Here is a 25,854-nt window from a genome sequence, read left to right on the forward strand (position 1 = left end):
CCTACAAATTGCAGGGTGATTTCTAGTATTTCTTAAGTCGCTACTTTTAAACTGCTGCGAAATGGCTCTGTGTACCGTCAGAATCTTTAAGCCAAAGTTCTTTATTCTTCAAGCGAAGTATTGTAAAGTTTTCTACAACAGACTCACCGAAAACACTAATAATAAAAGAAATCGCTTCTTTATCACTGATAAATTCCCATCTTCCATTAATTGAAAAGCCATCTTCTGTGAATTTCACAGTTCCATCTTTTTCAATGGTCATTCTCTCTGTATCGTTGTGATACTCCACAGTTCCATCTGCATCAATTGTTTTTTCCAGTTTCCAAGTCCCTGAAATTCTTGCTTTTTTAGTCAACAAACTGAACTTAGGTCCTTCTTCATACTTATTACAAGCTGTAAAAATAAAGACTAGACTCAATACTGAGAACAATAGTTTAATGTTGTTTTTCATAATACTTGATTAATTGATTATTATTTCACCCCAAAATTAGGGTATATTCTTTTCTATTCCGCAAAAAAACAGGCATTTATTATTGGGAGCGCACCATTTTAAAGTAATTTTTCTTTTAGAAATCTACCTGTATAACTTTCTTTCACTTTAGAAATCTCCTCTGGAGTTCCTTGCGCCACAAGAGTTCCGCCATGGACTCCACCCTCTGGACCTAAATCAATTACCCAGTCTGCATTTTTTATAACATCCATATCATGTTCTATGATTACAACAGAATGACCTATTTCAATCAATCGGTTTAAAGAGACCAACAGCTTATTGACATCATCGAAATGCAATCCTGTCGTTGGCTCATCAAATATAAACATTGTTTTTGTCGGATTCTTGGCCTTCACAAGAAATGAAGCCAGTTTAATGCGTTGCGCTTCTCCACCTGATAAAGTTGAGGAAGACTGCCCCATTGTCAAATATCCTAATCCAACATCCACCAAAGGTTGAATTTTATCTGCAATTTTCTTTTCCAATGCTCCTTCTTTGGATTTAAAGAAGTTTAGCGCTTCATCAATATCCATTGCTAAAAGGTCTGCGATAGATCGGTCTTCATACTTTATCTCCAAAGCATCACTCTTATAACGAGAACCATTACACGCTTCACAGGTCAATTGAATATCTGCCATGAACTGCATAGAAACTGTAATTAACCCTTCTCCTTCACAAACTTCGCACCTTCCCCCAGGAACATTAAAACTAAAATAACCTGGCTTGAGGTTTCTCATTTTAGCCAGTTTCAATCGGGAAAACAGCGTTCTTATCTCGTCAAATGCCTTCACGTAAGTAACAGGATTACTTCGGGAAGAACGCCCTATCGGGTTTTGATCTACAAATTCTACAGCTTCTATTTGTGAGAAGTCTCCTGTTAACTCTGAATGTTTACCGATTGGATTCCCATGAATCCCTAACTGTTTCGCCAGTGCAGGATACAGTATATCCTTAATCAAAGTTGATTTACCAGAACCACTCACTCCTGTTACGCAAACCATTCCATGCAAAGGGATTTTCACACTGATCTTTTTCAGGTTATTTTCTGCGGCCTCAATTATGTGAATAGCATCTTTTAACTTTCTTCTTTTTGCTGGAACAGGAATTTCTTTCCTTCCCGTTAAATAATCAGCAGTAAGACTTCCTTGTGCATCAATCAACTCCTTATGCGTACCTTGAAAAACAAGTTCTCCACCATTCACACCTGCACGTGGACCAATATCTAGGATTTCGTCAGCAGCTTGCATAACAGCTTCCTCATGCTCAACAATCACCACTGTATTTCCAATGTCCTTCAGCGCTTTCAAAACCCCAACCAATCGTTCGGTATCTTTTGGGTGCAATCCAATACTTGGTTCATCAAGAATATACATAGAACCCACCAGACTACTCCCTAAAGAAGTTGCTAGGTTGATGCGCTGAGATTCACCTCCAGACAAAGTATTGGCTTGTCGATTCAATGTCAGGTAACCTAATCCCACTTCATTCAGCCACTCTAATCGGTTTTGAATTTCAACAAGAATACGTTTTCCTATTTCCAATTGCTGCTGATCGAGTTCTATATTTTTAAAAAAAGTAAGGTTATCTTCAACTGATGTCAAAATAATTTCAGAAACTGACCTCCCTCCCACTTTTACGTAGTTTGCATCTTTTCTTAAGTGCGTACCTTTACAATCAGGACATTTTGTTTTACCACGGTAACGTGCCAACATCACGCGAACATGAATTTTATATTTTTTGGTATTCAGGTAATCAAAGAAATCATTAATCCCTTTGATCTTCCCTTTTCCATTCCAAAGAATATCGTATTCCTCATCGGTCAAATCCTTAATTGGTCGGTGAATTGGAAATTGAATAGAAGCTGAATCTACAATAAACTGGTCCAAATAGCGACTCATCTTTTCACCTTTCCATGGCACCACCGCTTCATCGTAAAGAGAACGAGAACGATCTGGAATCACCAAGTCTTCGTCTACACCAATCACAGAACCGAAACCTTCACAAGTTCCGCACGCTCCGTATGGATTATTAAAAGTAAAGAAATGTAGGTTGGGTTCAGAAAACTGCATTCCATCCAGCTCAAATCTATTTGAAAAGGGAATTATTTCTTCTCCTTTCGGGAAATAAATCCAGCATTCTCCATCACCTTCTGCAAAACACAATTGAATAGAGTCTGCAATTCTCGATTGATGGTCTTCGTCATTGTGTCTAACGCCTAAACGATCAATCACCAACTCTAAAGATTTTATTTTTTGAGGTGGATTTTCAATAAGTTCATCTACCCTCAATACTTTTTCATCAATTCTAACACGCGCAAAACCTTGCTCTTTAAAAATCGTTAATTGGCGTTCAATTCCATACCGCTGATAATTCTTCACTGGAGCAAGCACCATAAACTTTTCTCCTTCCTTCCTTGAATTGATTAAATCAACCACATCGGTGACATCGTGTTTTTTCACTTCATTTCCACTAATGGGAGAATAGGTTTTACCAACACGAGCAAAAAGCACCTTTAAATAATCGTATATTTCGGTAACTGTACCCACAGTAGAACGGGGATTTGTAGAAGTCACTTTCTGTTGAATGGCAATTGCAGGGGCTACACCTTTTATGAAATCGACCTTCGGTTTATCGAGTTTACCAAGGAATTGTCGTGCATAAGCCGACAGACTTTCAATATACCTTCTTTGTCCTTCAGCGTAAAGTGTATCGAAAGCTAAAGAAGATTTTCCTGAACCAGACAAACCGGTAATTACGGTCATTTTCCCATGTGGAATTTTAACCTCAACATCTTTCAGGTTATGCTCTTTTGCCCCTTTAATATGAATAAACTCGTTCTTCATTTTTTTTCTAAAATACGCAATGCCAATTACGATTTAACCCTTCAAATTATCCTTTAATCTTTCTGTTCTTCTAGCAATTGCTTGTTGAATATTTCGGAATAAACACCTCCAAGTGCTAAAAGTTCGTCATGTGTTCCTTCTTCTATCTTTCCTCCATCTTCCAAAACAAGAATTCTATCTGCATTTCGAATAGAAGAAACCCTGTGACTCACAATAAGGGTCGTATTATTTTCAATGGTTTCTTTTAAATTATTTAAAATAACCTCCTCAGTTTCTGTATCAACTGCTGACAAGCAATCATCTAGGATCAACAATTTAGGTTTTCTAATCAAAGCCCTAGCAATACTAATTCTTTGTTTTTGTCCTCCACTCAAGTTCACTCCACGTTCGCCCAACACAGTATCTAGTCCCTCTTTAAAATCTTTAATATTGTGCCATACATGCGTTGTTTTCAGCACATCAATAATTTCTTCATCTGAAGCTTCTTGATCTTCTGCCAATCCAAACATTACATTATTCCTGATTGAATCAGAAAACAGGAAGACACCTTGAGGCACGACACCAGATTGTTTACGGAAATCATTTACGTTAATTGAACGCAAGTCTTGATGATCAATTTCAATCTTCCCGGAAGTCGGATCGAACTGACGCATCAATAGATTAATAACTGTTGTTTTTCCAGAGCCAGTTCTTCCAATAATGGCCAAGGTTTCGCCTTTTTTTATAGTAAAACTCAAGTTTTTTACCGCTTGAATTCCAGAAGTTGGGAAAGTATAGCTCACATCTTTGAAGGCCACATCACCTTTAAAATCGAAAGGAGCTTCTTCGGTGTTCTTCACTTCAGGCTCTTGACTTAAAAACTCATTAATTCTTTCTTGGCTTGCCGCTGCCCGTTGAATCATAGAAGTCACCCAACCTACACTTGCAAACGGCCATGTCAGCATATTTACATAAAAAATAAACTCAACAATATTTCTGGATGATAATTCATTTTGCGTTTCAAAAGAAAGAATTCCTCCATAGTAAATAGTTAGAATTGTACTTATACCGATTAGAAAAGTAATCGTAGGCATAAAGAATGCATTTGTTTTCACGAGTGCCATATGACGTTTTAGGTAATCTTTAACATCTGAATTAAAGTCATTTTGGAACTTTTCTTCAGCGCTATAGGCTTTCAACACGGTAATTCCTGAAAAAGATTCCTGAACGATTGTTGATATTTTCGATTGTTGTTCTTGAACTTTTACACTTTGTTTATTGACAATACTTGAGACTTTATAAATAATAAAGGTCATCAAAGGCAAAGGCGCTAATGTATACAGTGTTAATTCGACACTAATATTCAACATATAAGTTAAAGTGAATGCAAAAAGAATAGTTGTACTGATGGTGTACATGATTCCAGGCCCTAAATATTGTCTCACATAGGACACATCTTCAGAAATTCTATTCATTAAATCTCCAGTATTCTTTCCTTTATAAAAGTTGTACGAAAGTTTTTGATAGTGGGCATAGATTTCATTTTTCAAATCAAATTCAATGTACCTAGAAACAATAATAATTGTTTGCCTTTGCATAAAGAGGAACAGTCCTTTCCCTAGAGACAACAAGATGTACACTCCACCCAAATACAAGGCCATTTTCAGTCCATTTTCAGGATCAAATCCAGTTTCAAATTGTTCAACTGCATCACCTACAATCAGGGGCATATTCACATAAAGGAAGTTTGAGCCTACGATAAAGAGAATACCGAGGAGTAACCTCCATTTGTATTTAAGAAAATATTTGTTGAGATAGCTTAGAGACTTCATCTATTAATTTCCTATTTTTGCACACGAGAATGTGCTTACTTTTGTATAATACTACAAAAGTAGCCATTTGATTTTAATGAAAGTGTAAAAAAGCTTAATACAATGATAGAAACAAGAAAATTAAATGCTGAGGATTTGAAAGACAATCCTGTCATTGCCGCAATGGGCGAGTACGATCATGAACAAATTTTATTTTGTAATGATAACGCAACTGGATTAAAAGCCATTATTGCGATGCACAACACAACTTTAGGACCTGCTTTAGGAGGAACTAGAATGTGGATGTACAACAACGAAGTTGAAGCATTAAACGATGTTATGCGTTTATCTCGTGGAATGACTTACAAAAACTCTATTTCAGGATTAAATCTTGGAGGAGGTAAAGCGGTCATCATTGGAGATTCTAAAACAATGAAGTCGGAAGCATTATTCCGTAGATTTGGAAAGTTTGTCAACAGTTTAGGAGGTAAGTACATTACTGCTGAAGATGTTGGGATTTCTCCAATCGACATGACCTATGTGAACATGGAAACGGATCACGTAGTAGGTTTACCTGGAAAAAGTGGTGACCCATCTCCAATTACAGCATTGGGAACATACGTTGGAATGAAAGCATGTGCTAAAAAGCAATTTGGAAACGATAGTTTAGCAGGTAAAAAAGTAGCTGTTCAAGGAGTTGGACATGTTGGAGAATATTTAGTGAAGCACTTACGTGAAGAAAATGCAGAGGTTTATATTACCGATATTGACCAAGATACTTTAAAGCATGTTTCTGAGACTTACGGAGCTAAGGTTGTTGGATTAGATGAAATCTATGACATCGACATGGACATTTACGCACCATGTGCTTTAGGAGCAACGGTAAACGACGATACATTACAACGTTTGAAATGTTCAATCATCGCAGGATCGGCAAACAACCAATTGGCAGATGAAGTAAAACATGGTCAAGTCGTATTAGACAAAGGAATTATTTACGCACCAGACTTCGCATTGAATGCTGGAGGGGTAATTAATGTATATGCAGAATTGACTGACAACTCAGCAGCTTGGGCATTACAAAAAGCAGAAGGAATTTACGATACTATCTATGAAATTATAGCACGTTCAGCGAATGAAAACATTCCTGCATACGCTATTGCAAATAAAGTAGCTGAAGAAAGAATTGCAGCTGTTGGTAAAGTAAAATTATCTTATTAATATCGATGTTAAACAGAAGACACTTACGTATTAAGGTGCTACAAACGCTTTATGCTTTTTCTCAGCATGAAGACAAAGAGTTTTTGTGGGCGAAAAAGGAATTATTCAAGTCAGTGAATCAAATGTATGAATTGTACATTTCACTGCTGATGATATTCCCTGAGCTAAAACACAAAGCCGAACACCGAATAGAAGAGAATAAAAAGAAAATGCTTCCATCAGAGGAGGACTTAAATCCGAACCTGAAGTTCTATGACAATCAAATTATTAGAATACTGGAGGAAAGTGCTGAGTTACGTCATCAATCTGAAGATTTAAAAGCGAATTGGATGGGAGATGAAAAACAAGAGTTGATACGTAAAATGTATAACCACATTCGTCAATCTGAAATTTACTTTGAATTCATGAATAATGAAAAAAGTGGATTTGAGGAGGACAAAGAATTTATGGTTCAGCTGTTCAAAACAGAGATTGCTAATTTCCCATTGTTGTTTGACAACCTTGAGGAAAGAAGCGTATACTGGATGGACGATATAGACTTAGCTTGTTCTATGGTAATTAAAACCATTAAGAGCTTTAAAGAAGTAGAACTTAAGTCTGAGGACACAGAAGTTGAAACGGAAAGCGAAGAGAAAGCTGGCGAGGTTAAGAACAGTATTCTGCCTTTGTACAAGCCAAACGATGACGAGGAAGAATTCCTTGCTGATTTGTTGAGGCAAGCCATCAAACTTCGTCCAGAGAACTTAAAGTTAATTGATGTGTTAACAGATAACTGGGAATTGGATCGTATTGCCAAAATGGATGTGCTTCTTATGGAGTTAGCCATTACAGAATTGGTAACATTTAGTAATATTCCTACAAAAGTTACGCTTAACGAGTACATTGAGATTTCTAAATTCTACAGTACTCCTAAAAGTAATCAGTTCATCAATGGAGTGTTGGATAAAGCCATCGCAAAATTAGAAAGTGAAGGAAAGATCAATAAAATTGGTCGCGGTTTAATGAAGTAAATTTAAAAACATGAAACGAATATTAAGTTTAGCAACTATTTCTTTTTTGCTTTTCTCGTGTGGAGGAAATCAACAAACAGAAGCCCAAATTGGACAGTACACAACCATAGAAGTTGAGAAGGTTTACAACGCGGGATCTGTAGTAAAGGGAGAAATTGTAAATGCAAAAATTGAAATTAAAAATACAGGGGACTATCCTCTAGTTATTGCTGATATCAAACCTGCATGTAACTGTACAGTTTCAGAATATGACAGAGAACCGATTGCACCAGGTGAAACCACGATAGTAAAAGCTACCTTGGACACTGATGCAACAGGAAAAGGATTAGTGAATAAACCGATTACCATATCGGCCAATACGCGTCCGTCAACAACAACAGTTACTATTCAAGCAAATGTAATTGATTAAGTAAATTACGAATAAATATTAATAATTAAAAAAAGTAAGTAATGGGTGAAGGAGGAATGCAATTAGTTATGTTATTACTCATCTTAGGGGTGTTTTATTTTTTTATGATCCGTCCACAGATGAAAAGACAAAAAGAGTTGAAGAAGTTTCGTGAGAGTTTAGCTGTAGGAGACAAAGTTGTAACTATTGGTGGAATTCATGGGAAAGTATTAGAAATCAACGATACGAATATTTTATTAAGCTGTGAAGGAAGTGCTAAAATCCGCGTTGAGAAATCAGCAGTTTCTACAGGAATGGATGAGCAACAAATTGCACAGTCAAACAAATAACAAACATTAAAACGCATTGGTTTTCCACAAGTGGGAAGCTATAGCAAAAGAAAAGCCTCAGAAATCTATTTTTGAGGCTTTTCTTTTTTTGCTTTTCTTTCTTCTTTCTCTAGTGCTTTGATTCTTTTTCTACTTTTCCTTCTATTTTGCCTGTATTCTTTTTTACTTTCCTTATACTCTTGTTTGTTTAAAATTTCAAAAGTAGGATCAAAGGCTACTTTTCCCTTCTTGATGTCTTGGACAACACATTCAATAACAAAGTCTTCTGTATCTGGCTTGTAGGTCGCGTCTAAATCTTGGTCAAAAACACCAGCAAGTCCATTATAAATAGAAGCTTGCATTCCACTTTTATACATAGAGATGATTTCCCTTACAGTCATTCCTGTTTCTCGGTGAATGAGTTTGGTTAGAATGACACCTTCAGAAACATATAAATCCTTAAGCAAAAATTTAAAATCACTTTTTAAAGAAGCGTGGGTTTTACGCATCAACTTTTTCTGAAGTCTATTTTTATTAATGCTTTCCAATTCACGGTCTAGTGAGTCAATGACTCTTGCGGCTTCTAAAGCCAATGGATATACACGTCTCACTTTACGAAGAGTGACTCTATATTGCTCTTTAAAGTTACTCGGCAAATCGAAGCCATCATAGACCTGAAGCCTCTCTACGAGGGTATCTTCAGCTTCTTCTTGGGAAAAAAGAAATCCGGTAAAAACAAGGAAGATTAAAATAAGTGCCTTTGACATTTGGAAATAAGAGATTATTTAAAGTATATTTAATAACGAATAGTAATTTACAAATATTTTGCCATGAATACAAAACACTACTACATCACTGCTATATTGGCTTTAGGAATCTTGGCTTTCTCATGTAAAAGTGATTTACCAGAAGAAACTGACGCAGAATTAGATACTATTTCTACAATAGATAGCACCACTACCGTCGAAGTGGATACCTCATCAACTATTGAAATTGTTGATACATTAGAGAAAGTATATGACAATCCTGAAGTTCAGGAAGCTCATGTTGCCATTGTAAAAAAATATGGAGTACAATGGGACTTCTGTACATGTATTGTCAAAAGTGACTCCGTAAACACTGCTTTAATGGAGGCTGATGACGATGAATTCGACCTTGTAATGGAGCGTTCTGATTTTATAGATCAAAAATGTAAAGGTTTATTGATTCAACCGAACTCTACTCCTGAAGACAGGTATGCTCATGAAAAGAAAGTGAAAAAGTGTTTGGAGAACGCAAAGAAATAAATAGGCCTAATCGGGTATGAAATCGAATAAAACCTCACACCCGACTTTATTCATTTTAAGGAATCAAAAAGTTATAACCCAAAGCCTGAAGTTCAAAAATTCTAACATAAGCATTGTCTACAACTTGAATTCCTTTGGGTAAATCATCTTTGCTCACACCTAATCTATCCATGGCCACTGCACATACAGAAACGGTAATGTTTTCGTCCATATGTTCTGTTATAAAATCAAAGAGCAATTTATTTTCTTTGATGTCTTGGACTACTTTACTCCAGATAACGATTTCATAATTCTCGAATTCTACTCCACTCGCTTTTAGTTGTTCATACATCATGAATGCAGAACGTAAAGGCCTTTCAGCAGAAACTCCAAACCCTAAATTAGGTGTTTTATTTAAGGTCTTCACAACTGATTCATGAATTTTCTGAGGAGAATCTTGGGCAAATCCTGACACTGTGAATAACATGGCACCTACCAAACTTAAAATTTGAACTGTTTTTTTCATCTCTATACAAAGTTTACGATTAATCGCTCAATATATCAGATTTTGAAGAAGTAGGATGTAACATTTGTTACTTGAAGGAAGACTCCTCGAATGTAGTTGATGGATTGTTGCCTTCGATCCATTCGACTGGCTCACCGCGAATCAAGCTCAGTCAACGGTAATACCTTTTCGACCGCTACACCTGTTGAAGTCACACGTAAAATGCTTTCAAAAAAAGCCTCGCTACTTCAAGGCAAAATGTTTTTCTGCTTTTTCTGCAATTTGTCCACCGATGGCTAATGATGCCGTAGCTGCTGGAGAAGGTGCATTCAAAACATGAATAGAATGTCCATGGTATTCAATTCTAAAATCATCTTTGGTGTCACCATCTTTATTCAACAACAATGCCCTAACACCTGATCGTCCAGGTTTGAGATCGTCCATTTCAAGTGAAGGAATCAAGCCTTGTAAGGTTTTTAAGAATAACTTCTTTGAAAAGGCCCTACGGTATTCATTGATTCCAAACTTCATATTGTTCATGAATAACTTCCATGTTCCTGAATAAGCAAGTGCATCAAAGGTATCTTTCATACTGAAGTCTGTCTTCCCATACCCTTCTCTTTTAAAAGTAAAAACAGCATTAGGTCCGCATTCAGTTTCTCCATTTGTCATTCGTGTAAAGTGTACTCCTAAAAATGGAAATGCTGGATTCGGCACAGGGTAGATCAAGTTTTTCACTTTGTCTTTCGCTTGGTCTGTTAATTCATAATAATCTCCTCTGAAACCAACCACCTGTTCTTTTAATTGAACACCATCTTTACGTGCTAATCGATCGGCTTGTAATCCTGCACAAAAAATCAAGTGCTTCGCCTTAAACTTTTTTGTAGCTCCAACAACTGTAGAATAATCGTCGTGTTTTTCCACACCTATCACCTCTTCACCGAGTACCGTTTTAGAATTGGAGTTCATTCCTTCAGCATTCGCAATCATTTTTTCAGTAGCATCACGGTAATCTATAATTCCAGTACAAGGGACCCAAATTCCAGCGATTCCTTCAACATAAGGTTCATGCTCTTTAATTTGTTCGGCACTAATTTTTTCAATTCCTTCAGTGTTATTGGCGATTCCATTCTCGAAGATTTTATCCATAAATGGAAGTTCTTCTTTTTTTGTTGCCACAACCACTTTTCCACAAACATCGTGAGGCACCTTATTCTCTTGTGCAAAAGCCACCAATTCATGACGTCCTTTGACACAGTTTTCTGCTTTTAGGGAACCCGGTTGATAGTATAGTCCCGAGTGAATCACACCGGAATTGTTTCCTGTTTGGTGATCGGCAAAACGCTTTTCCTTTTCAATCAAAATGATGTTCAATTCAGGATTACGTTTTTGTAACTTATAAAAAGTCGCTGCTCCAACGATTCCTCCTCCTATAATTGCGATGTCGTATACTTGATTCTCCACGTAAATGATTTTTCACAAAAGTAACTATTTCGCAATTGATAATCGTTAATTCGCAATTGATTATTGGAGTTTTCCTGGAATGAGGTTGGGAGTTTCTCAAGAATGTAAAAATAAATAAACTTAGCTCTTAGATTGAGGTCAATCCTTTAACCCCAACCTCACTCAATTCACCTTCTGATTTCACAACGATGTTTTCAATCTCTTTTCAGTAATTTAAAAATCGAAGGTTTTTATAGACTGACGGCAAAGGCTGTGTTAGCGGTATTACTTGTCTGATATTTCAAATATCCGTAATGGATATCTACTTTGTATTTCATTTTGTTCCTTCTCCACAAGTTGCCTGAATTCTAGATTATGCTTTTTTATCGATATTTGGTCCCAAAATTTAGTGTAAACATTTTCAACGAAAGAATGTATTTCTAAATAGTAATCATACTCTGTTTTCGTGTTAATAATCAAAAGAATATGACTTTTTTTATTATTTGAGTTTAGATATTCTAGTAAACTTAATTCTAATTTTTTTAAATCTATGTCTTCATCATTGACCAGGAGTTTGCTATTATTCGTTATATCAATTATAAATCCATCCTTCTTTTTGGGTCTAGTGACTTTATCTGCACTTGGGATTGCCCGAATATATGCTTGCTCTCTATCCGAAGTCATAACAAAAGAAAGCAACATATTTGCTCTATAATAAGGGTGTTCAAAGTCCTTAGCTGATAGATTGGACAGTATTAACTTTGAGACACTTACAAGATCAATCAATCCTTCCGCATCATTTTTGACCTTTTCAGTTGTCTGATAGAATTGTGATTTTATAAACTGTGAAGAATCTAAATCATTAACCACAAAAATGCAATTATTAATAAAATCGGTTCTAGGGTAATAAAGTGCCAAACTGTCCATTAAACTAGTTCTCTCGACACCTTGAATAACACCAGTTTTAATTATAGTTTGGTAATACTGAACCTTACCATTTCCATCGTTAGACTTTAAAATATCATTTAAAATTAGATAGTTTTCTAAAGTATCAAGAGAAGCGTTTAAATCTATATTGTTGCCATGATAATGATTTACCATACAAGTATACAGTTTGTCCTTAATCGTTTCCTCTTGAGCGTTAGAACTCAAAAAAATAAATAAACTTATTAGTACGATTATTATCTTCTTCATAGTTATCGCTAACGTTCCACAGCTAAAATTTCGTTGCTATCCATAAAGTTAAGCAATAATTTGAAATGAGAGTAAATGAGCTGAAGATGTGTTATTATTCGAAGGAAGTATATTGTAGTATTTTTTAGATGTTAGGAGTATTGAAAAAGTCAGTCAATCTTTATCCCACCCAAATAAAGCAAAAAAGAATATCATAATAATTCGTATAAATAATACGAGTAGAATTAACGTAACTAATTGTAAAGGAATCACTAATAAATATCCACCATAAAATACACTGATTACTCCAATTACATAGCCTGGTGATAAAAATCCGTACAGCCATTCTGGGAAATTTAAAAATGGTTCTTTCAAATCATTGAATCTTACATAAGCTAGTTCATATAACGCCATACTCGCAAATATCCAGTATATTAAAGCTATCAAGAATGAAACCTTGTTGACCCTGTATGAAAACCAATCATTGAAATTTTTCACGTCCTAATTTATTGTGACTACGGGTGTAATTGCCCTAAAGTTACCGCCAACTTACCCACAACCCCACCATCAGACTACAAGCCTTACAATCATTTATTGATTTTGTACACCTTTAGGTGGAATTATTTCACAGCTAACTTAACAATTTTACACAACATTTCGACCTCTCAAAGTAAATTATCTCCATACTAATCACACTTTTTTCTCTTCCCTATCATCTAAAAAACTTCCAATTTTTTCATTACTTTCACCTGGCGCTTATACTTCGAAATCATACCCATGAAAAAATCAGAGAAACAATCGAAAAAAGCAATTGAGATCTTTAAACGTGTCCTACCAAGTCCGTTTACTATTGCTATTTTATTGACCGTTTTAACATTAATCATCGCTCAATTTTTGACCAAACCTGCGGGGACTTCGCATGGACAATACTTTTTAACCTTAATCGGTTCTTGGGAAGAAGGTTTGTGGGACAATTCAGGAGGTGGATTATATTTTGCCTTTCAAATGATGCTGATTTTGGTATTGGGTCACATATTGGCCCTTTCTCCAGCCATTGAAAGAATTATAAACGCCTTACTAAAATATTGTACCACTACCGCATCTAGTGTAGTCGTTGTTTCAATCGGTGCAATTTCGATGGGCTTATTGAATTGGGGTTTAGGTTTGATTTTCGGGGCAATAATTGCTAGAAAAGTCGGTGAGAAATTTGCGCTAGAAAACAAAGCTGTTAATTATGGGTTGATAGGTGCAGCAGGTTATGTTACCATGATGGTATGGCATGGTGGCTTGTCTGGAAGTGCAACAACTAAATCTATGGAAGAGGGCTATATTCCTGCATTAATGCAGCAAATGAATATTGCTGGTGAATTTCCAACGAGTATTCCTTTTGAGCAAACCATCGGATCTTCAATGAATATTGTTTTAACCCTCGCTTGTGTAATCATTGTCCCTACATTCTTGTACATCTTTGCCAAGAAAACCAAAATTGAGTCAGTCCCACAATTAAAAAAAACAAATGCTGCGCAAATAGAAGCAACACAAGTTCAATACAAAGGCGCAGAACGACTAGACCACAGTAAAATCCTTGGAATTGGCTTAGGACTTTCCATTTTGCTTATTGGGATATACAAAGCAATTGCTTACGATGGTCAAAGCAGCCTTGGTTTTATTCAACTAAATTTTATTAACCTCATGTTTTTAGGATTATCCTTAACACTTCACAAAACGATTAACAATTTCACGCTTGCTTTACAAGAAGCAATTGGTGACATTTCAGGAATATTAATTCAATTCCCTTTCTATTTTGGAATTTTAGCTTTAATGAAAAGCAGTGGGCTTATTGTACTTTTTTCAGATTCAATTACATCAATTGCCAATGCGTACACCCTGCCTTTATTCACCTTTTTTAGTGCTGGAGCAGTCAACTTTTTTGTCCCGAGTGGTGGTGGTCAATGGGCGATTCAGGGTCCAATAATTATTGAAACGGCGCAACAATTAGGCGCTGACTTACCCAAAACAATTTTAGCCATGGCTTATGGTGATCAACTGACCAACATGCTACAACCTTTTTGGGCGCTGCCTCTATTGGGAATTACTCAGCTAAAACCACAACAATTGCTCCCCTATACATTTTTGCTATTCCTAGTTGGTGTGCTAATTTTTGGAATTGGATTGATACTATTCTAATTGAAAAATAACACCATTTTCTCGAATCAGTAAAACACCTTACAATTTATTCGCATCATTCAACCCCATTCATCATTCATAATTAGTCTTCATAATTATCCTCCCATATCTCAGGGAAAAATTTACGTTGTTGATGTTTCGGATGTAGGTATTTCTTCCATTCACTTCCTCCGGTTGCGGCTTTATTTTCACCTTTTTTATCGAGGTAATGCTGTGCTGTCTCCAAGTGAACCATTGGCCATTTAACATTATATAATTGGTCAAACTCTTGAAGGATTTCCACCAGTTCTTTGGATGGATTTTTCATTTTCAAAAATTTTTCTTCAAGGGTCTTCCCTTTTAATTCATTTGCTTTATCAATTAATTTGTCTTGGTATTTATCTTCAAACATTCGCAGGGTAAGGGTCTTCTTCCCTGTTTTTCTATCCATTCCTGCATCTTTCCAATAAATATGTTCGAAATAATCTTCAGTTGTTGGATTTTCAGGAATTCTGGCTTTTCCTTTTTCATTAAGAAGGTTCTTTAAAGGCGTACAGTAAATTTCGATGTACCTAAAGGAAACACTTTGGAATCCACTTGCAGGAGCCAATGTTTTACGGAAAACATTATAGTCGTCATAATTCATACCGTGACTCATTACACTAAAGGACGTAATTAACATGGAAGTATAACGATTCAACCTATTGATTTTGTCTATCCATACTTCTTCAGAGAGCTCTTCATTGACCAATTGTTTTAATTCGTGCATCATCATCCCCAGCACTAATTCCGTAACCTGGTGGTACATAATAAAGATTTTTTCATCTTTAAAATCTGTTCTTGGTTTCTGCAATGAAAAAAGAGTATCCACTTCTATATAGTCCCAGTAGGTAATCGGTTTTGCCTGTAATAGTCCTTCCAGATAGGTGTTCGGATTCTCGCCTAAATCTTCATATTTCTTATTGATTTTACTGATCAAATCTTTGTTTTTATCTTCCTGACCCATAGTGTATTTAAAATTTAAAAAGCATGTATCCTATACCTGCTAAAGTAACAACTTTAATCAATTCAAAAATAATGTAATAAATGTGAATTGATGACTTTTGGGAGGAATTCCCTCGAATTTTCTCTTGCGCTTGTACTTTTAACCTGGGTAATAACACCATCGATTGAATGAATAAAAAAGAAATAGGAAGCAGAATTATTCCCCAAAAATAATTCGGTACACTTTCAATATTTAAGAGCAATGCGCCTAATAATAAAAATGCAAGTGTCCATTCCACACGATTCAAAGCTGAAAAAACCAATTGACCTATACTTAGTCCTATTTTTAGATCAACACCTGGAGCTCTAAATTTCAACCATGCTTCCATAAAACTAATTGCTCCGACAAAGCCTATCCAAATGTAGACCGAAACGATTGCTAGTTCAACCATAATTGTTGCCTAATAAAATGCAGTGAATAAAATAATTAAAGTATTTACCACTACACTTAAGTAAAATGTAACAATACACGGTTTAGCCTCCGCTTGTGCGATAAACATCGAATTAGAAGACATTGTTAAAACTGCAACGACACTCACTAATGCCCAAATTCCATCTTGAATTGCCAGCATTGCTGCTACCGATCCTAAACAACTTTGGAAAGTAAGCATGACAGTCATTGCTCCAAATCTGTTCTCTTCAAATTTCGCTTCTTGTTTGGTTAACCACCCCATATCTCAAATTTTAATTAGAATATATTAAGACCTTTTTATCTTCTGTAGTGCTAATATATATATTTTAAAATATGTGACAAGAAAAATTTTGAATTATCTTTTCAAGAAAGTTAAGCCCGAATCCAAGCCATTGGCCAATTCCAATAAAGACGTTTCAGTTAGCATTTTGGCTAATTCGTCACGAATTAGTTTGAATTTATCATGAACAGGGCAAGGTTTTTCTGCATTACACTGTGCTAATCCCAATCCGCATCCGCGATAAATTTGATCACCGTCAATAGCCTCTACAATCTGACTTAATTTAATTTCAGCTAAATCTTCCTTTGGAATATAAAAACCACCTGAAGGACCCTTTAAAGAACGGACGATTTTATTTCTGGAAAGAATCTGCATAATCTTAGCTGTGAAAGCTTCGGGTGAATCGATTTCTTTAGCAATATCCTTAACTCCCGTTTTTTTATCACTATTTAGTGCCTGTTCGGCAATATAGAGTGTTGCTTTAATCCCGTATTCACACGCTTTTGAAAACATTATTTAGTCATTATTTAGAAGGTTAAAAGCTATAAATTTAATCTATTTTTCTCAAACATCACTACTTTTGGAAAAAGGATATTGTTTTCTAAGTGCAAATGAAGTGTCAAATCTCTATCTAATTCCTCCATCTTTTGAATGATCTTTTTTACTTCAAGAAAATTTTCCTCGGAATATTTATATCCTTCAAAAATTGAACGAATACTTTGCAATAACTCAAAAGCGCTTGTGTGCTCATGAATCATTAAATTGATTGGATTTACCACCGTTTTAAATTGAAAGCTCGACAGTTCACCTTTGGCTAACATGAGTTTTCTGATGTGTGGAAACAAAATGAGCTCTTCCTTTTTCATATGTCCTCCTAACTCCTTAGCCAATCGTTCTAGCAGGGTTTGAAATTCTGTTAGTTTTTGATTTTCATGATCTTTTAGAAAGGTTTTGACCTCTGATTTCAATTCAACTAAAGTCTGCTCAGTATACTGATGATGTGTTTTATGAATGTAATCTGCTAACAAATCGAGTGGCCACTCCTCTATTTTAACTCCATATTTTCTTGGTTTTTCGTTAAGGATGGATTGGGCATAATCTAAAAACACTTCGGTTTCAACATTGGCATTCTGCAAAGCCTGTTTTAAAGTGAGTTTGCCATTACAGTAAAAGTCTACATTATGGTGATGGAAAAACTCAATATATGCGTCATTCTCAATTGCTAAATCTTTAACTTTTTGGTCTAATATATTATCCATAATGTAATTATAGGAGTTTCGAATTCAAATATAAAAGACTTTTTTATCTTATTATGTATGGCTTCATATTTTTATTGAAAAACAGAGCCATTCCTTAGCCTGTAGAATAACGAGAAATTCATGATTTTATACTGACGGGCATTTTGTTTTTAACACCGTAAAAACCGAAGATAACAATGATTAAAACAATGATGTTGGCCCACCACAAATAACTAAAGGAATATTCTTGAACTAGCCTTGTAGCCAAGATCGGCATCACCACAAAGGCCATTGAAATACTTAACCCTTGTAATCCCATATAGGAACCTCTGTTCTTTTCTGTTGACCGCTTTGCAGCGACGGTTGCAATAAATGGGAGCACCAACAATTCAGATAAGCTAAGAAACATCATTGACATAAAGCAGGAGAACAATGAATCATCAACTAATAACCATGCGAAAGCGATAAAAAGGAGAACAGCGCCCAAAACAATATTGATATAGACATTGAATTTACGGTCAGCAAACTGAACCATAGGCATCTCAGTAGCAAAAACGAAGAAGCCATTAAAAGCAAGCAATAATCCTATAGTCACATTGTTAAACCCTAAACTATCTTCATAGAACATGGGCATTATTGTGAATAATTGAAAGAAAACACAAGCATATAAGAAACAAAACAAACTAAAGAAAATGAACCATTTATCTCGGTAAGGAGAACTTGTATTTTCAAGTCCAGTAAGCTCTTCAGGCTCTATTACTCGTTTTTTATTGCGTTTTTCTCTTTTAAAAAAGTACCAAAAGAAAACAAAAGCAGCGATGAGACTTGCAATTGAATTTCCATAAAAAAGCCAAGCATAAGAAATTGCTGCTAAGAAACCACCCAGTGCTGGACCAAATGAAAATCCTAAATTAACTGCTAGTCTATTGAGGGAAAAAGACCGGGTCAAATTCTCTTTTTTGGCATACAAAGCAATAGAAGCAGAATTGGCAGGACGAAAGCATTCGTTGATAAAACTTAATAAAAGGACAAATAGAGACATTTCTAAAACTGTTTCTAGAGTAGAAAGTACAATGAAAATTGGTGAAGCCAATAACAAGCTTAAAAACTGAATATAGAATGATCCTATTTTATCCGTTAACCAGCCTCCAACAATAGACCCCAATAAACCTCCAATTCCAAAACAACTCATAACAATACCTGCTTCATCAGTTTCGAAGTTTAACTCAGTAATTAAATAAACGGTAAGAAAAGGAATGACCATTCCTCCTACGCGATTCAATAACATCACTAAAGACAACATCCAAGATTCTGAAGACAGTCCCTGAAAGGAAGATTTATAAGATTGAAACAGTTTATTCATTACGCAATTTTAATAAAGCAAAATTAGTGCTTTCCTTCGTTAAACGAAGTGAAAATAAGAAGGTAATTCACAATTACTTTATGCGACTAATCATGAACAACTTTAGACAGGATATTGTATAAACCAAGTTGTTTTGCCTAGCTTGAAATTGAACGAAAGCTTAGATTTTCATGGCTAAGCAAGAAGGAATTCTAGTAAGCATTAGACAGCAAATAGAAGACCTGATTGTCTTTTTATGACTTTAATCACATTTACATTCTTTTTTTTACTATTTTGCAGTCAAACGAATAAAGAACGTCTATTTTTGTATTAATTAATTAAATTAAAAAACCAGTTATGAAGAATTATTTTAAACTTGGGCTACTTGTACTTGCTGTATCATTATACAGTTGTGGAGGTGGAGAAGCAGAGACAGAAACTAAAGAAGAGGAGTCTGCTCTTGTTAACCCAAACAACCCTAACAATCCAAACAACTCTGCTGCAGATAAACCTGCCGAAGAAGAAGCGACTGATGAAGTTCTTCCTTCTCAACGCATTGACCTCGTAAATAAAGGAGTTGGACCTGTTAAAAGTGTAACCATTGACGAGGCTATTGATGAAGAAATGGCCGCTAAAGGAAAAACATTATACGATCAACAATGTACGGCTTGTCATAAACCAGATGAACGTTTTGTTGGACCACCTCAAAAAGATATTCTTGAGCGTAGAACACCAGAATGGGTATTGAATATGATCATCAATCCTGACGTAATGGTTAAAGAAGATCCTTTAGCAAAAGCATTATTTGAAGAATACAAAGGTGCTGCAATGACAAACTACAACCTTTCTGAGGAAGATGCACGTGCTATTTTAGAATACATCAGAACATTCTAGTCCTAATAAAACACTAGTTTGAGACGTTAATTATTCTTAAACATAATGGTAATGAAGGTGCTCTGCAGTAGCATTTGCTAATTGATGAGTTGCCTTCTGCCATTTGTTTTTTCCAATCCAATTTTCCTAAGACTACCCACCCTACTAAATCACGGGAAATTAATTAAAATGAGCAGAAGTATATGATTCACCTAAGAAGACATGCACAGACTGCGTTAAGTCTGTTTCTTATTGCCGCTTTACTAGGTTTATTGCTTCGCTACTTTGCTATTGCTTCTATAGGTATAGATTACAGATATGTTGTTCATGCACACTCCCATGTCGCTTTATTGGGTTGGGTTTATTTTAGTCTTACAACTTTAATTGGTCATTTCTTTCTTAAAGATATAATTCCCCAAAAAGTATATGCCCGAATATTCTGGTTCACACTCATCACAGTGATTGGAATGCTGCTTACTTTTCCTTTTACAGGTTACGCCCTTTTCTCGATCATATTTTCGACTGCTTTTCTGATTGCGAGTTATTTATATGCATGGGCTTTTTTCAAGTATATTCCTAAATATCATAAGAATACGCCCGCCTATACCGTGACTAAATATGCAATAATTTTCATGCTAATTTCTAGTATTGGGCCCTGGGCAATTGGTGGTGTTATGGCGACTTTAGGTCCTGGTTCTGTTTGGTATAGAACCTCTATATACTTCTACCTTCACTTCCAATACAATGCATGGATGGTACTCGGTGTCATCGGAATATTCCTAAAGGTTTTAGAAAACCATGACATCAGAATAGACCCTCGACTTTTTAAGCAATTTATGACGACTTTTAATTTCGGAATGGTCCTTACTTTTTTCTTATCCGTACTTTTTACTGAACCACATCAATGGGTTTATCGTTTATCAGTAATCGGAGGAATAATCCAACTCTTCTCATTTCTTCTCCTCTTCAAATTTATAAGAAAGAACTATTTGATTATAGGATTAGTTTTTGGGAAAATGGGATGGCAATTAATGCGTTGGTCCTTTTTTCTGCTTTTGATTAAAATGCTTATGCAGCTTTTAGGTTCCTTTCAGTATACGGCAGAATTGGTAACCAACAACACTTATCTAACTATTGGATTCTTACATCTTGTTTTTCTTGGGGTAGTAACCATCGCATTATTTGCCTTACTTGAGAATGCAAAACTTATACATTTAAACAAAACGGGGATGCGATTGTATTTACTCGGATTTATCTTTACAGAATTTATAATCTTCTACAAACCAGCTGAAGTCATATTGAATTTTCCTTTCCTTCCGAATTATAATTGGATGTTGTTTATTGCTAGTTTGTTGCTCGTTATTAGCATCACATCTATTACGCTATTCCAAATAAAAGGAAATTCGTTAAAGGATACATCTAAACACTAACTTCTCCCCTTCCAACGAGGTTTATAAAAGAGAGACAGGGTAGCAACTGTCAAGAATAACAGGGGATATATCAATTGAAAAAAAGGGAGCATAAAAACACCTTTTGTTTTACCTAAACCTTGGGCATAATTAAAGTAAACTACAGCATCAATCATAAATCGAATAATGAAAGTACTTAAAAGAGCTATCCAAGAACAGGTCAATACAGAGTAAGCTAGCACTATAAGTCCACCTAAAAAGTAAACAGTAATAAATACTCCTATCAATACATCAACCCCAGTCAACTGGTGGTTGCTTTTACTTAACCACCTCACCCTTTGGTCTAGGTATGAGGCAATAGAATCGGGTGCGGAGCTTGTTACGCAAAGTTTCGTTTCGTTACTAATGTATACAGGTAAGTGCTTACGACGAAATTCTTTTAACAAGAAATAATCATCTCCTGAAGCAAGGTGTTTATGTTTTTTGAGTTGTTTTTGATAATTTATTGCATTACGGTCAAAAAGTAAATTTGCACCACTTACTGAAATAGGTCGTATTGATGAAAGCAAAAAATTAAAAGCGTTAAAAAAAGAGTATTCAGTGCTAAATAATTTTTGCAGGAAACCTTTCCCTTGCATTGTAACAGGTAAGGAATGTAGACCAACAGCAGGAAGTGAAGAAAGAGAGTCAAAATAATCTTCATTAAAATTAATATCTGCGTCGAGAGTCAATACAAATGGTGTCTCAACATTAGTAATGCCTAGATTTAAAGCTGCTTTTTTTCCTGCCTCACCTTGAGGGAGATGAATTAAAGTTCCTAAACCATATTTATTAATAAACTGTTCAATTATCTGTACAGAATCATCTTCTGAATGGTCGTTTACGAAAATGATTTTTGCAGGAAGAACAGATTGAATCTTTAAGGATGCTAAAAATTTGGTCAGTGTTAATGCTTCATTTCGGAATGGAATAACAGCACTAAGATCCGTTAAATTTAAGTCAGGACAATGTTGTTTTTTACGAAAAGCAGACAACAATTTCAATCCTGAAAACAAGAGCAATGACAGCAATAAAAATAAAAGATATAGCTCATGCATTTAAAAGGAACTTTTTTCTAAAGATAAAAAACATTCCGATCAAGGAAGGGATTCCTAAATTAATCAACCACAGTAATAGTGAAGAAACAATAATTACCATTTCATTTTCAACCACAAAACTAAGAATTACCAATCCGGAAGTTTCCCGTATTAAAAGCTTTCCAAAGACAAAGCTTGGAATTAAAGTACTGACAAGGTAGGTAAAAAACACCCCAGCCAACAGCAATAATGAAAAAGGTTCACCAAAAGCCATTAACATTAATAAAAATTGAAAAGAAAAAATCAAGTAACGCAAAGAACTAAGATAAAACAAAGGAAAAACGAGTTGTCTAGCATTCACTTGGAAATGCTTAAGCAAATTCTCTTTTTTATTTAAAAATTTTAAACTGGGCAGTGAGACATAAGGGATTATAAAATAAAATGTCAAACCTATTAGGAGAATAATACACGAAATATATGTGGCCAACTCGCCATAAGTGGAAAAAAGAACTTCATGAAACCAGATAATGCTAATTGCACCAAAAGTTATGGTACTTAAAAACTGTGCGAAATTACTATAAAGTGTTCCAAGGATCAATTGTCCCCTTATCTTCCCTTTAAAGAATAACATTCGACCAATAAAGTTGCCAATACGATTTGGTGTTATAATACCTGTTGTTACTCCTGAAAAAAGAGATTGTATAAGGGTATTAGAAACGATATATATTTTATTTACTTTTAATATTCTCTGCCACTTCAATAATTCTATCCCCCAATTAAGTGGAAATAAAAAAAATACTAAAATAAAAAAGTAGAAACTTTCAATATTCAAATCGTGGAGTTGACTTAGTTTCAACTTTAGAAGTTGTTGAATAAAGAAATACGATACACCAATAAAGAGTATGCCTTTTAATGTCCAGACGAAAGTCTTTTGTACCTTTATGTTTTTATTCACGCTTACATCAAATAATGGTTGAAGATAAAATAATTCTCGGAATAGACCCAGGTACTACCATTATGGGGTATGGAATTATTCACATTAAAAATAGAAAGATGAGCCTAGTGACTTTTGGTGTAATACACTTACAAAAGCTTGCTACCCATCCAGACAAGCTTAAAAGGATCTTTGAGCGTGTAGATGCGCTTATCAAAGAATACAAACCAGATGAAATGGCCATTGAAGCTCCTTTCTTTGGAAAAAATGTTCAATCGATGCTAAAGCTCGGAAGGGCGCAGGGAGTTTGTATAGCGGCATCTTTGAGTCGTAACGTTCCTTTTGAAGAGTATGCACCTAGAAGAATAAAACAAGCCATAACAGGCAAAGGATCGGCCAGTAAAGAGCAGGTTGCCTCAATGATTCAACATCTGTTAGGTTTAAAGGAAATACCGAAGCAACTCGACGCAACAGATGGATTAGCGGCGGCAATTTGTCATTATTATTCCAAAGGAAGAGGTGAGCACAATAAAATAAAGGCCTCCAATTGGAAAGCCTTTATTAATCAAAATCCTGATCGAGATAAGCGTCCCGAAAACAAAAAAAAGTAATTAAGCTTCTCTTATTGAATTTGCGATTTTTTCCATTTCTTCTGGAGAGAAGCTGAGTTTCTTTTTATTGAAATCCATATCTGCAATACCATTGATTGGCATTAGATGAATATGTGCATGTGGAACCTCAAGTCCTACAACAGTAACTCCAATTCTTTTACAATCGAAAACTTTATTCATTTGTTTGGCAACAGATTTAGCAAAACTCATAAACTCACCAAGTAAATCATCCTCAATATCGAAGATATAGTCTATTTCTTTTTTGGGAATAACTAAAACGTGTCCTTTAACAATTGGTTGTATATCTAGAAAGGCTAAAAACTTTTCATTTTCGGCAACTTTATAACTTGGTATTTCGCCTTCAATTATTTTTGTAAAGATAGTACTCATGATCTTGTAATTTCTAAAATTTCAAATTGGAGAATACCTCTAGGAGTTTCCACATCAGCAATATCACCGACTGATTTCCCTAACAATCCTTTTCCGATAGGTGAATCTACAGAAATCTTTTTGGCTTTTAAATCAGCTTCATTTTCTGCAACTAGGGTGTAAGTAACTTCAGCGTTATTGCTAAGGTTTTTAATCTTCACAGTAGATAGAATTAAAGCTTTAGAAGTATCTAATGTAGATTCATCGATTAATCTAGCGTTAGATATAATCTCTTTCAATTTAGCAATCTTCATTTCAAGAATACCTTGTGCTTCTTTTGCAGCATCGTATTCCGCATTTTCAGATAAATCACCCTTATCTATAGCTTCACCTATTTGAGCAGAGATAAGCGGGCGTTGTACCCTCTCCATATCTTGGAGTTCGTCCTTCAGCTTTTGAAGTCCACTTTCTGTATAATAATTGATTTTTGACATGTTCAAAGTTTAGTAAACAAAAAACAAGAGAGCCAAAATGACCCTCTCGTTGTAAACAAAGTTATATAATTTTTAGCTTATTTCAAACTAAGTGTCACACCAAAAGTATTAATTACTCCAAATGGGTTAGATAAACGCATTGCGTATTCGAACCCTAAAGGAATTTTTTTATCTCCTAGTAATGCATCAACAGAAAGTCCTGCTGTTAAACCAGTTAAGCTTGTTGTAGATTCATCTCTATTGAAAATAGCTTTTTCACCAACAAATCCAGCTCTAATATTAACCGCTGCTTTAGAGAAAGCCATTCCATAATCTAAACCAATATTGAATTGATCGTTTGTAAATGAATTAGCGTGAAAAGCAGCAGCTGCAGTTAACTTATTGTTTTCATCAAAGATGAAGTCATAGGCAAACCCAAGCGCCAACAAAGAAGGCAATTCAAAAGAAGCCGATCTTTGGACCAAAGTAGCATTTCCACCAGTACCTTGATAGAAAATTTCCTGAGAAAGTCCATCTCCTTGATACTTCATAGGAGTTCCTACGTTTCTCAATGTAATACCGAACTTAATGTGGTCTTGTTCACCAGTTACATATCTAACACCAGCATCAAAAGCAAATCCAGTCGCTTTTAAGTTAGCAATATTCTCGTTAAGTAACTTCACATTAATTCCTGCATAAATTGAGTTTGAAAACTCACGAGCTACACCAATATTGATGATGTTTTTTCTTGGAGTGAATTGACCAATACCACCTTCAGGTAAATTTACAGTAGTAATATCAATATCACCATAACCAAAAGCCTGAAGTGAAAGCGCAACTACGGTTTGATCTCCTACCCTTTGAGCAATACCTGCTGAGTTTAAAGAAATGTTGGCATCACCTAACCAGTTAGTATAGTTGAATTTGATTTGAGTTTTATCTGTAAATGCTAATCCAGCAATGTTTGAAAACTGAGCTTCTAATCCATTTGTTGACGCTACACCAGCGGAACCAAACGCTGTTGATCGGGCCCATGGATTTACTAACATTTCACTTGCACCAGCAGAACCGATACGGTCTTCGTTTCCGGCCAATGTTGGGAAGCTCATAGCTAGAGCTCCCACAAACATTGATCCTTTTATAATCGTTTTTAACATATTCATTGTTACA

General features: G+C 35.3%; 27 protein-coding genes. 9 read left to right on the forward strand and 18 right to left on the reverse strand.

Features of this window, described 5'->3' with window-relative positions:
• Positions 1-46: 46 nt before the first annotated feature.
• From ACN0U3_RS07505 to ACN0U3_RS07515, 3 genes are all read right to left on the reverse strand, one after another.
• A complete protein-coding gene (locus tag ACN0U3_RS07505) occupies positions 47-451 on the reverse strand; it encodes a hypothetical protein (protein ID WP_417265717.1) in 405 nt (134 codons plus the stop codon).
• Positions 452-549: 98 nt separating this feature from the next.
• Complete coding sequence (gene uvrA / locus ACN0U3_RS07510; protein ID WP_417265718.1) at positions 550-3,333, reverse strand: excinuclease ABC subunit UvrA; 2,784 nt, start codon at positions 3,331-3,333, stop codon at positions 550-552.
• 53 nt (positions 3,334-3,386) lie between these two features.
• Positions 3,387-5,144, reverse strand: a complete 1,758-nt coding sequence (locus ACN0U3_RS07515; RefSeq protein ID WP_417265719.1) for an ABC transporter ATP-binding protein — start codon at positions 5,142-5,144, stop codon at positions 3,387-3,389.
• A gap of 102 nt (positions 5,145-5,246) precedes the next feature.
• Between ACN0U3_RS07515 and ACN0U3_RS07520 the strand changes: the two genes are divergently transcribed.
• The 4 genes from ACN0U3_RS07520 to yajC are packed head-to-tail and all read left to right on the forward strand — an operon-like array spanning position 5,247 to position 8,092.
• Positions 5,247-6,344 carry a Glu/Leu/Phe/Val dehydrogenase dimerization domain-containing protein gene (locus tag ACN0U3_RS07520; RefSeq protein ID WP_417265720.1) on the forward strand — a complete coding sequence of 366 codons (1,098 nt, stop codon included), beginning with the start codon at positions 5,247-5,249 and terminating at the stop codon, positions 6,342-6,344.
• Positions 6,345-6,349: 5 nt separating this feature from the next.
• On the forward strand, positions 6,350-7,354 hold the full coding sequence (locus tag ACN0U3_RS07525) for a transcription antitermination protein NusB (protein ID WP_417265721.1): 1,005 nt from the start codon (positions 6,350-6,352) through the stop codon (positions 7,352-7,354).
• Between the two features lie 10 nt (positions 7,355-7,364).
• Complete coding sequence (locus ACN0U3_RS07530) at positions 7,365-7,763, forward strand: DUF1573 domain-containing protein (RefSeq protein WP_417265722.1); 399 nt, start codon at positions 7,365-7,367, stop codon at positions 7,761-7,763.
• 41 nt (positions 7,764-7,804) lie between these two features.
• Positions 7,805-8,092: a preprotein translocase subunit YajC gene (gene yajC / locus ACN0U3_RS07535; RefSeq protein WP_299205243.1), complete on the forward strand. Its 288-nt coding sequence runs from the start codon at positions 7,805-7,807 to the stop codon at positions 8,090-8,092.
• A 65-nt stretch (positions 8,093-8,157) separates the two neighbouring features.
• On the opposite strand, the gene ACN0U3_RS07540 is transcribed toward yajC, so the two are convergent.
• Positions 8,158-8,838 (reverse strand): DUF4294 domain-containing protein, encoded by a 681-nt coding sequence (locus tag ACN0U3_RS07540; protein WP_417265723.1) that lies wholly within the window; start codon positions 8,836-8,838, stop codon positions 8,158-8,160.
• A gap of 63 nt (positions 8,839-8,901) precedes the next feature.
• Between ACN0U3_RS07540 and ACN0U3_RS07545 the strand changes: the two genes are divergently transcribed.
• Positions 8,902-9,357 (forward strand): hypothetical protein, encoded by a 456-nt coding sequence (locus ACN0U3_RS07545; RefSeq protein WP_299205237.1) that lies wholly within the window; start codon positions 8,902-8,904, stop codon positions 9,355-9,357.
• A gap of 55 nt (positions 9,358-9,412) precedes the next feature.
• On the opposite strand, the gene ACN0U3_RS07550 is transcribed toward ACN0U3_RS07545, so the two are convergent.
• The 3 genes from ACN0U3_RS07550 to ACN0U3_RS07560 form a co-directional block, all read right to left on the reverse strand.
• Positions 9,413-9,862 carry a hypothetical protein gene (locus ACN0U3_RS07550; RefSeq protein ID WP_417265724.1) on the reverse strand — a complete coding sequence of 150 codons (450 nt, stop codon included), beginning with the start codon at positions 9,860-9,862 and terminating at the stop codon, positions 9,413-9,415.
• A gap of 222 nt (positions 9,863-10,084) precedes the next feature.
• Positions 10,085-11,305, reverse strand: coding sequence for an L-2-hydroxyglutarate oxidase (lhgO, locus tag ACN0U3_RS07555; protein WP_417265725.1), 1,221 nt, complete (start codon positions 11,303-11,305; stop codon positions 10,085-10,087).
• A 264-nt stretch (positions 11,306-11,569) separates the two neighbouring features.
• Positions 11,570-12,478 carry a biopolymer transporter ExbD gene (locus ACN0U3_RS07560; RefSeq protein ID WP_417265726.1) on the reverse strand — a complete coding sequence of 303 codons (909 nt, stop codon included), beginning with the start codon at positions 12,476-12,478 and terminating at the stop codon, positions 11,570-11,572.
• 756 nt (positions 12,479-13,234) lie between these two features.
• Between ACN0U3_RS07560 and ACN0U3_RS07565 the strand changes: the two genes are divergently transcribed.
• Positions 13,235-14,644 carry a TIGR00366 family protein gene (locus ACN0U3_RS07565; RefSeq protein ID WP_417265727.1) on the forward strand — a complete coding sequence of 470 codons (1,410 nt, stop codon included), beginning with the start codon at positions 13,235-13,237 and terminating at the stop codon, positions 14,642-14,644.
• Positions 14,645-14,726: 82 nt separating this feature from the next.
• Here ACN0U3_RS07565 and ACN0U3_RS07570 read toward each other — a convergent pair whose 3' ends face one another.
• The 6 genes from ACN0U3_RS07570 to ACN0U3_RS07595 form a co-directional block, all read right to left on the reverse strand.
• Positions 14,727-15,629 (reverse strand): tryptophan 2,3-dioxygenase family protein, encoded by a 903-nt coding sequence (locus tag ACN0U3_RS07570; RefSeq protein ID WP_299205215.1) that lies wholly within the window; start codon positions 15,627-15,629, stop codon positions 14,727-14,729.
• 7 nt (positions 15,630-15,636) lie between these two features.
• The gene (locus tag ACN0U3_RS07575; protein WP_417265728.1) at positions 15,637-16,059 is read right to left on the reverse strand and encodes a hypothetical protein; all 423 of its coding nucleotides are present in this window, start codon (positions 16,057-16,059) and stop codon (positions 15,637-15,639) included.
• A gap of 9 nt (positions 16,060-16,068) precedes the next feature.
• Positions 16,069-16,341, reverse strand: coding sequence for a hypothetical protein (locus tag ACN0U3_RS07580; protein WP_417265729.1), 273 nt, complete (start codon positions 16,339-16,341; stop codon positions 16,069-16,071).
• 93 nt (positions 16,342-16,434) lie between these two features.
• A complete protein-coding gene (locus ACN0U3_RS07585; RefSeq protein ID WP_299205206.1) occupies positions 16,435-16,872 on the reverse strand; it encodes an RrF2 family transcriptional regulator in 438 nt (145 codons plus the stop codon).
• Between the two features lie 29 nt (positions 16,873-16,901).
• Complete coding sequence (locus ACN0U3_RS07590; RefSeq protein WP_417265730.1) at positions 16,902-17,618, reverse strand: hemerythrin domain-containing protein; 717 nt, start codon at positions 17,616-17,618, stop codon at positions 16,902-16,904.
• A 118-nt stretch (positions 17,619-17,736) separates the two neighbouring features.
• Positions 17,737-18,960 carry an MFS transporter gene (locus ACN0U3_RS07595; RefSeq protein WP_417265731.1) on the reverse strand — a complete coding sequence of 408 codons (1,224 nt, stop codon included), beginning with the start codon at positions 18,958-18,960 and terminating at the stop codon, positions 17,737-17,739.
• 336 nt (positions 18,961-19,296) lie between these two features.
• Here ACN0U3_RS07595 and ACN0U3_RS07600 point away from each other — a divergent pair, with 336 nt between their 5' ends.
• Positions 19,297-19,833 carry a c-type cytochrome gene (locus tag ACN0U3_RS07600; RefSeq protein ID WP_417265732.1) on the forward strand — a complete coding sequence of 179 codons (537 nt, stop codon included), beginning with the start codon at positions 19,297-19,299 and terminating at the stop codon, positions 19,831-19,833.
• Positions 19,834-20,015: 182 nt separating this feature from the next.
• Entirely contained in the window at positions 20,016-21,242 is a 1,227-nt protein-coding gene (locus ACN0U3_RS07605; protein ID WP_417265733.1) for a hypothetical protein, read from the forward strand.
• On the opposite strand, the gene ACN0U3_RS07610 is transcribed toward ACN0U3_RS07605, so the two are convergent.
• Both ACN0U3_RS07610 and ACN0U3_RS07615 read right to left on the reverse strand, forming a co-directional pair.
• Complete coding sequence (locus ACN0U3_RS07610) at positions 21,239-22,318, reverse strand: glycosyltransferase (protein ID WP_417265734.1); 1,080 nt, start codon at positions 22,316-22,318, stop codon at positions 21,239-21,241. The genes ACN0U3_RS07605 and ACN0U3_RS07610 overlap by 4 nt on opposite strands.
• Entirely contained in the window at positions 22,311-23,129 is an 819-nt protein-coding gene (locus ACN0U3_RS07615) for a hypothetical protein (protein ID WP_417265735.1), read from the reverse strand. Before ACN0U3_RS07615 ends, ACN0U3_RS07610 begins: the two co-directional genes overlap by 8 nt.
• A 137-nt stretch (positions 23,130-23,266) precedes the next feature.
• On the opposite strand from ACN0U3_RS07615, the gene ruvC reads away from it, so the two are divergent.
• Positions 23,267-23,842 carry a crossover junction endodeoxyribonuclease RuvC gene (gene ruvC, locus ACN0U3_RS07620; RefSeq protein WP_417265736.1) on the forward strand — a complete coding sequence of 192 codons (576 nt, stop codon included), beginning with the start codon at positions 23,267-23,269 and terminating at the stop codon, positions 23,840-23,842.
• On the opposite strand, the gene ACN0U3_RS07625 is transcribed toward ruvC, so the two are convergent.
• From ACN0U3_RS07625 to ACN0U3_RS07635, 3 genes are all read right to left on the reverse strand, one after another.
• On the reverse strand, positions 23,843-24,232 hold the full coding sequence (locus ACN0U3_RS07625) for an HIT family protein (RefSeq protein WP_417265737.1): 390 nt from the start codon (positions 24,230-24,232) through the stop codon (positions 23,843-23,845).
• The gene (gene greA / locus ACN0U3_RS07630; protein ID WP_299205178.1) at positions 24,229-24,705 is read right to left on the reverse strand and encodes a transcription elongation factor GreA; all 477 of its coding nucleotides are present in this window, start codon (positions 24,703-24,705) and stop codon (positions 24,229-24,231) included. Before greA ends, ACN0U3_RS07625 begins: the two co-directional genes overlap by 4 nt.
• 77 nt (positions 24,706-24,782) lie before the next feature.
• Positions 24,783-25,847: a PorV/PorQ family protein gene (locus ACN0U3_RS07635; protein WP_417265738.1), complete on the reverse strand. Its 1,065-nt coding sequence runs from the start codon at positions 25,845-25,847 to the stop codon at positions 24,783-24,785.
• Positions 25,848-25,854: the final 7 nt, after the last annotated feature.

The sequence above is a fragment of the Brumimicrobium sp. genome, from assembly GCF_048268645.1.
Taxonomy (GTDB): domain Bacteria; phylum Bacteroidota; class Bacteroidia; order Flavobacteriales_D; family Crocinitomicaceae; genus Brumimicrobium; species Brumimicrobium ulvae.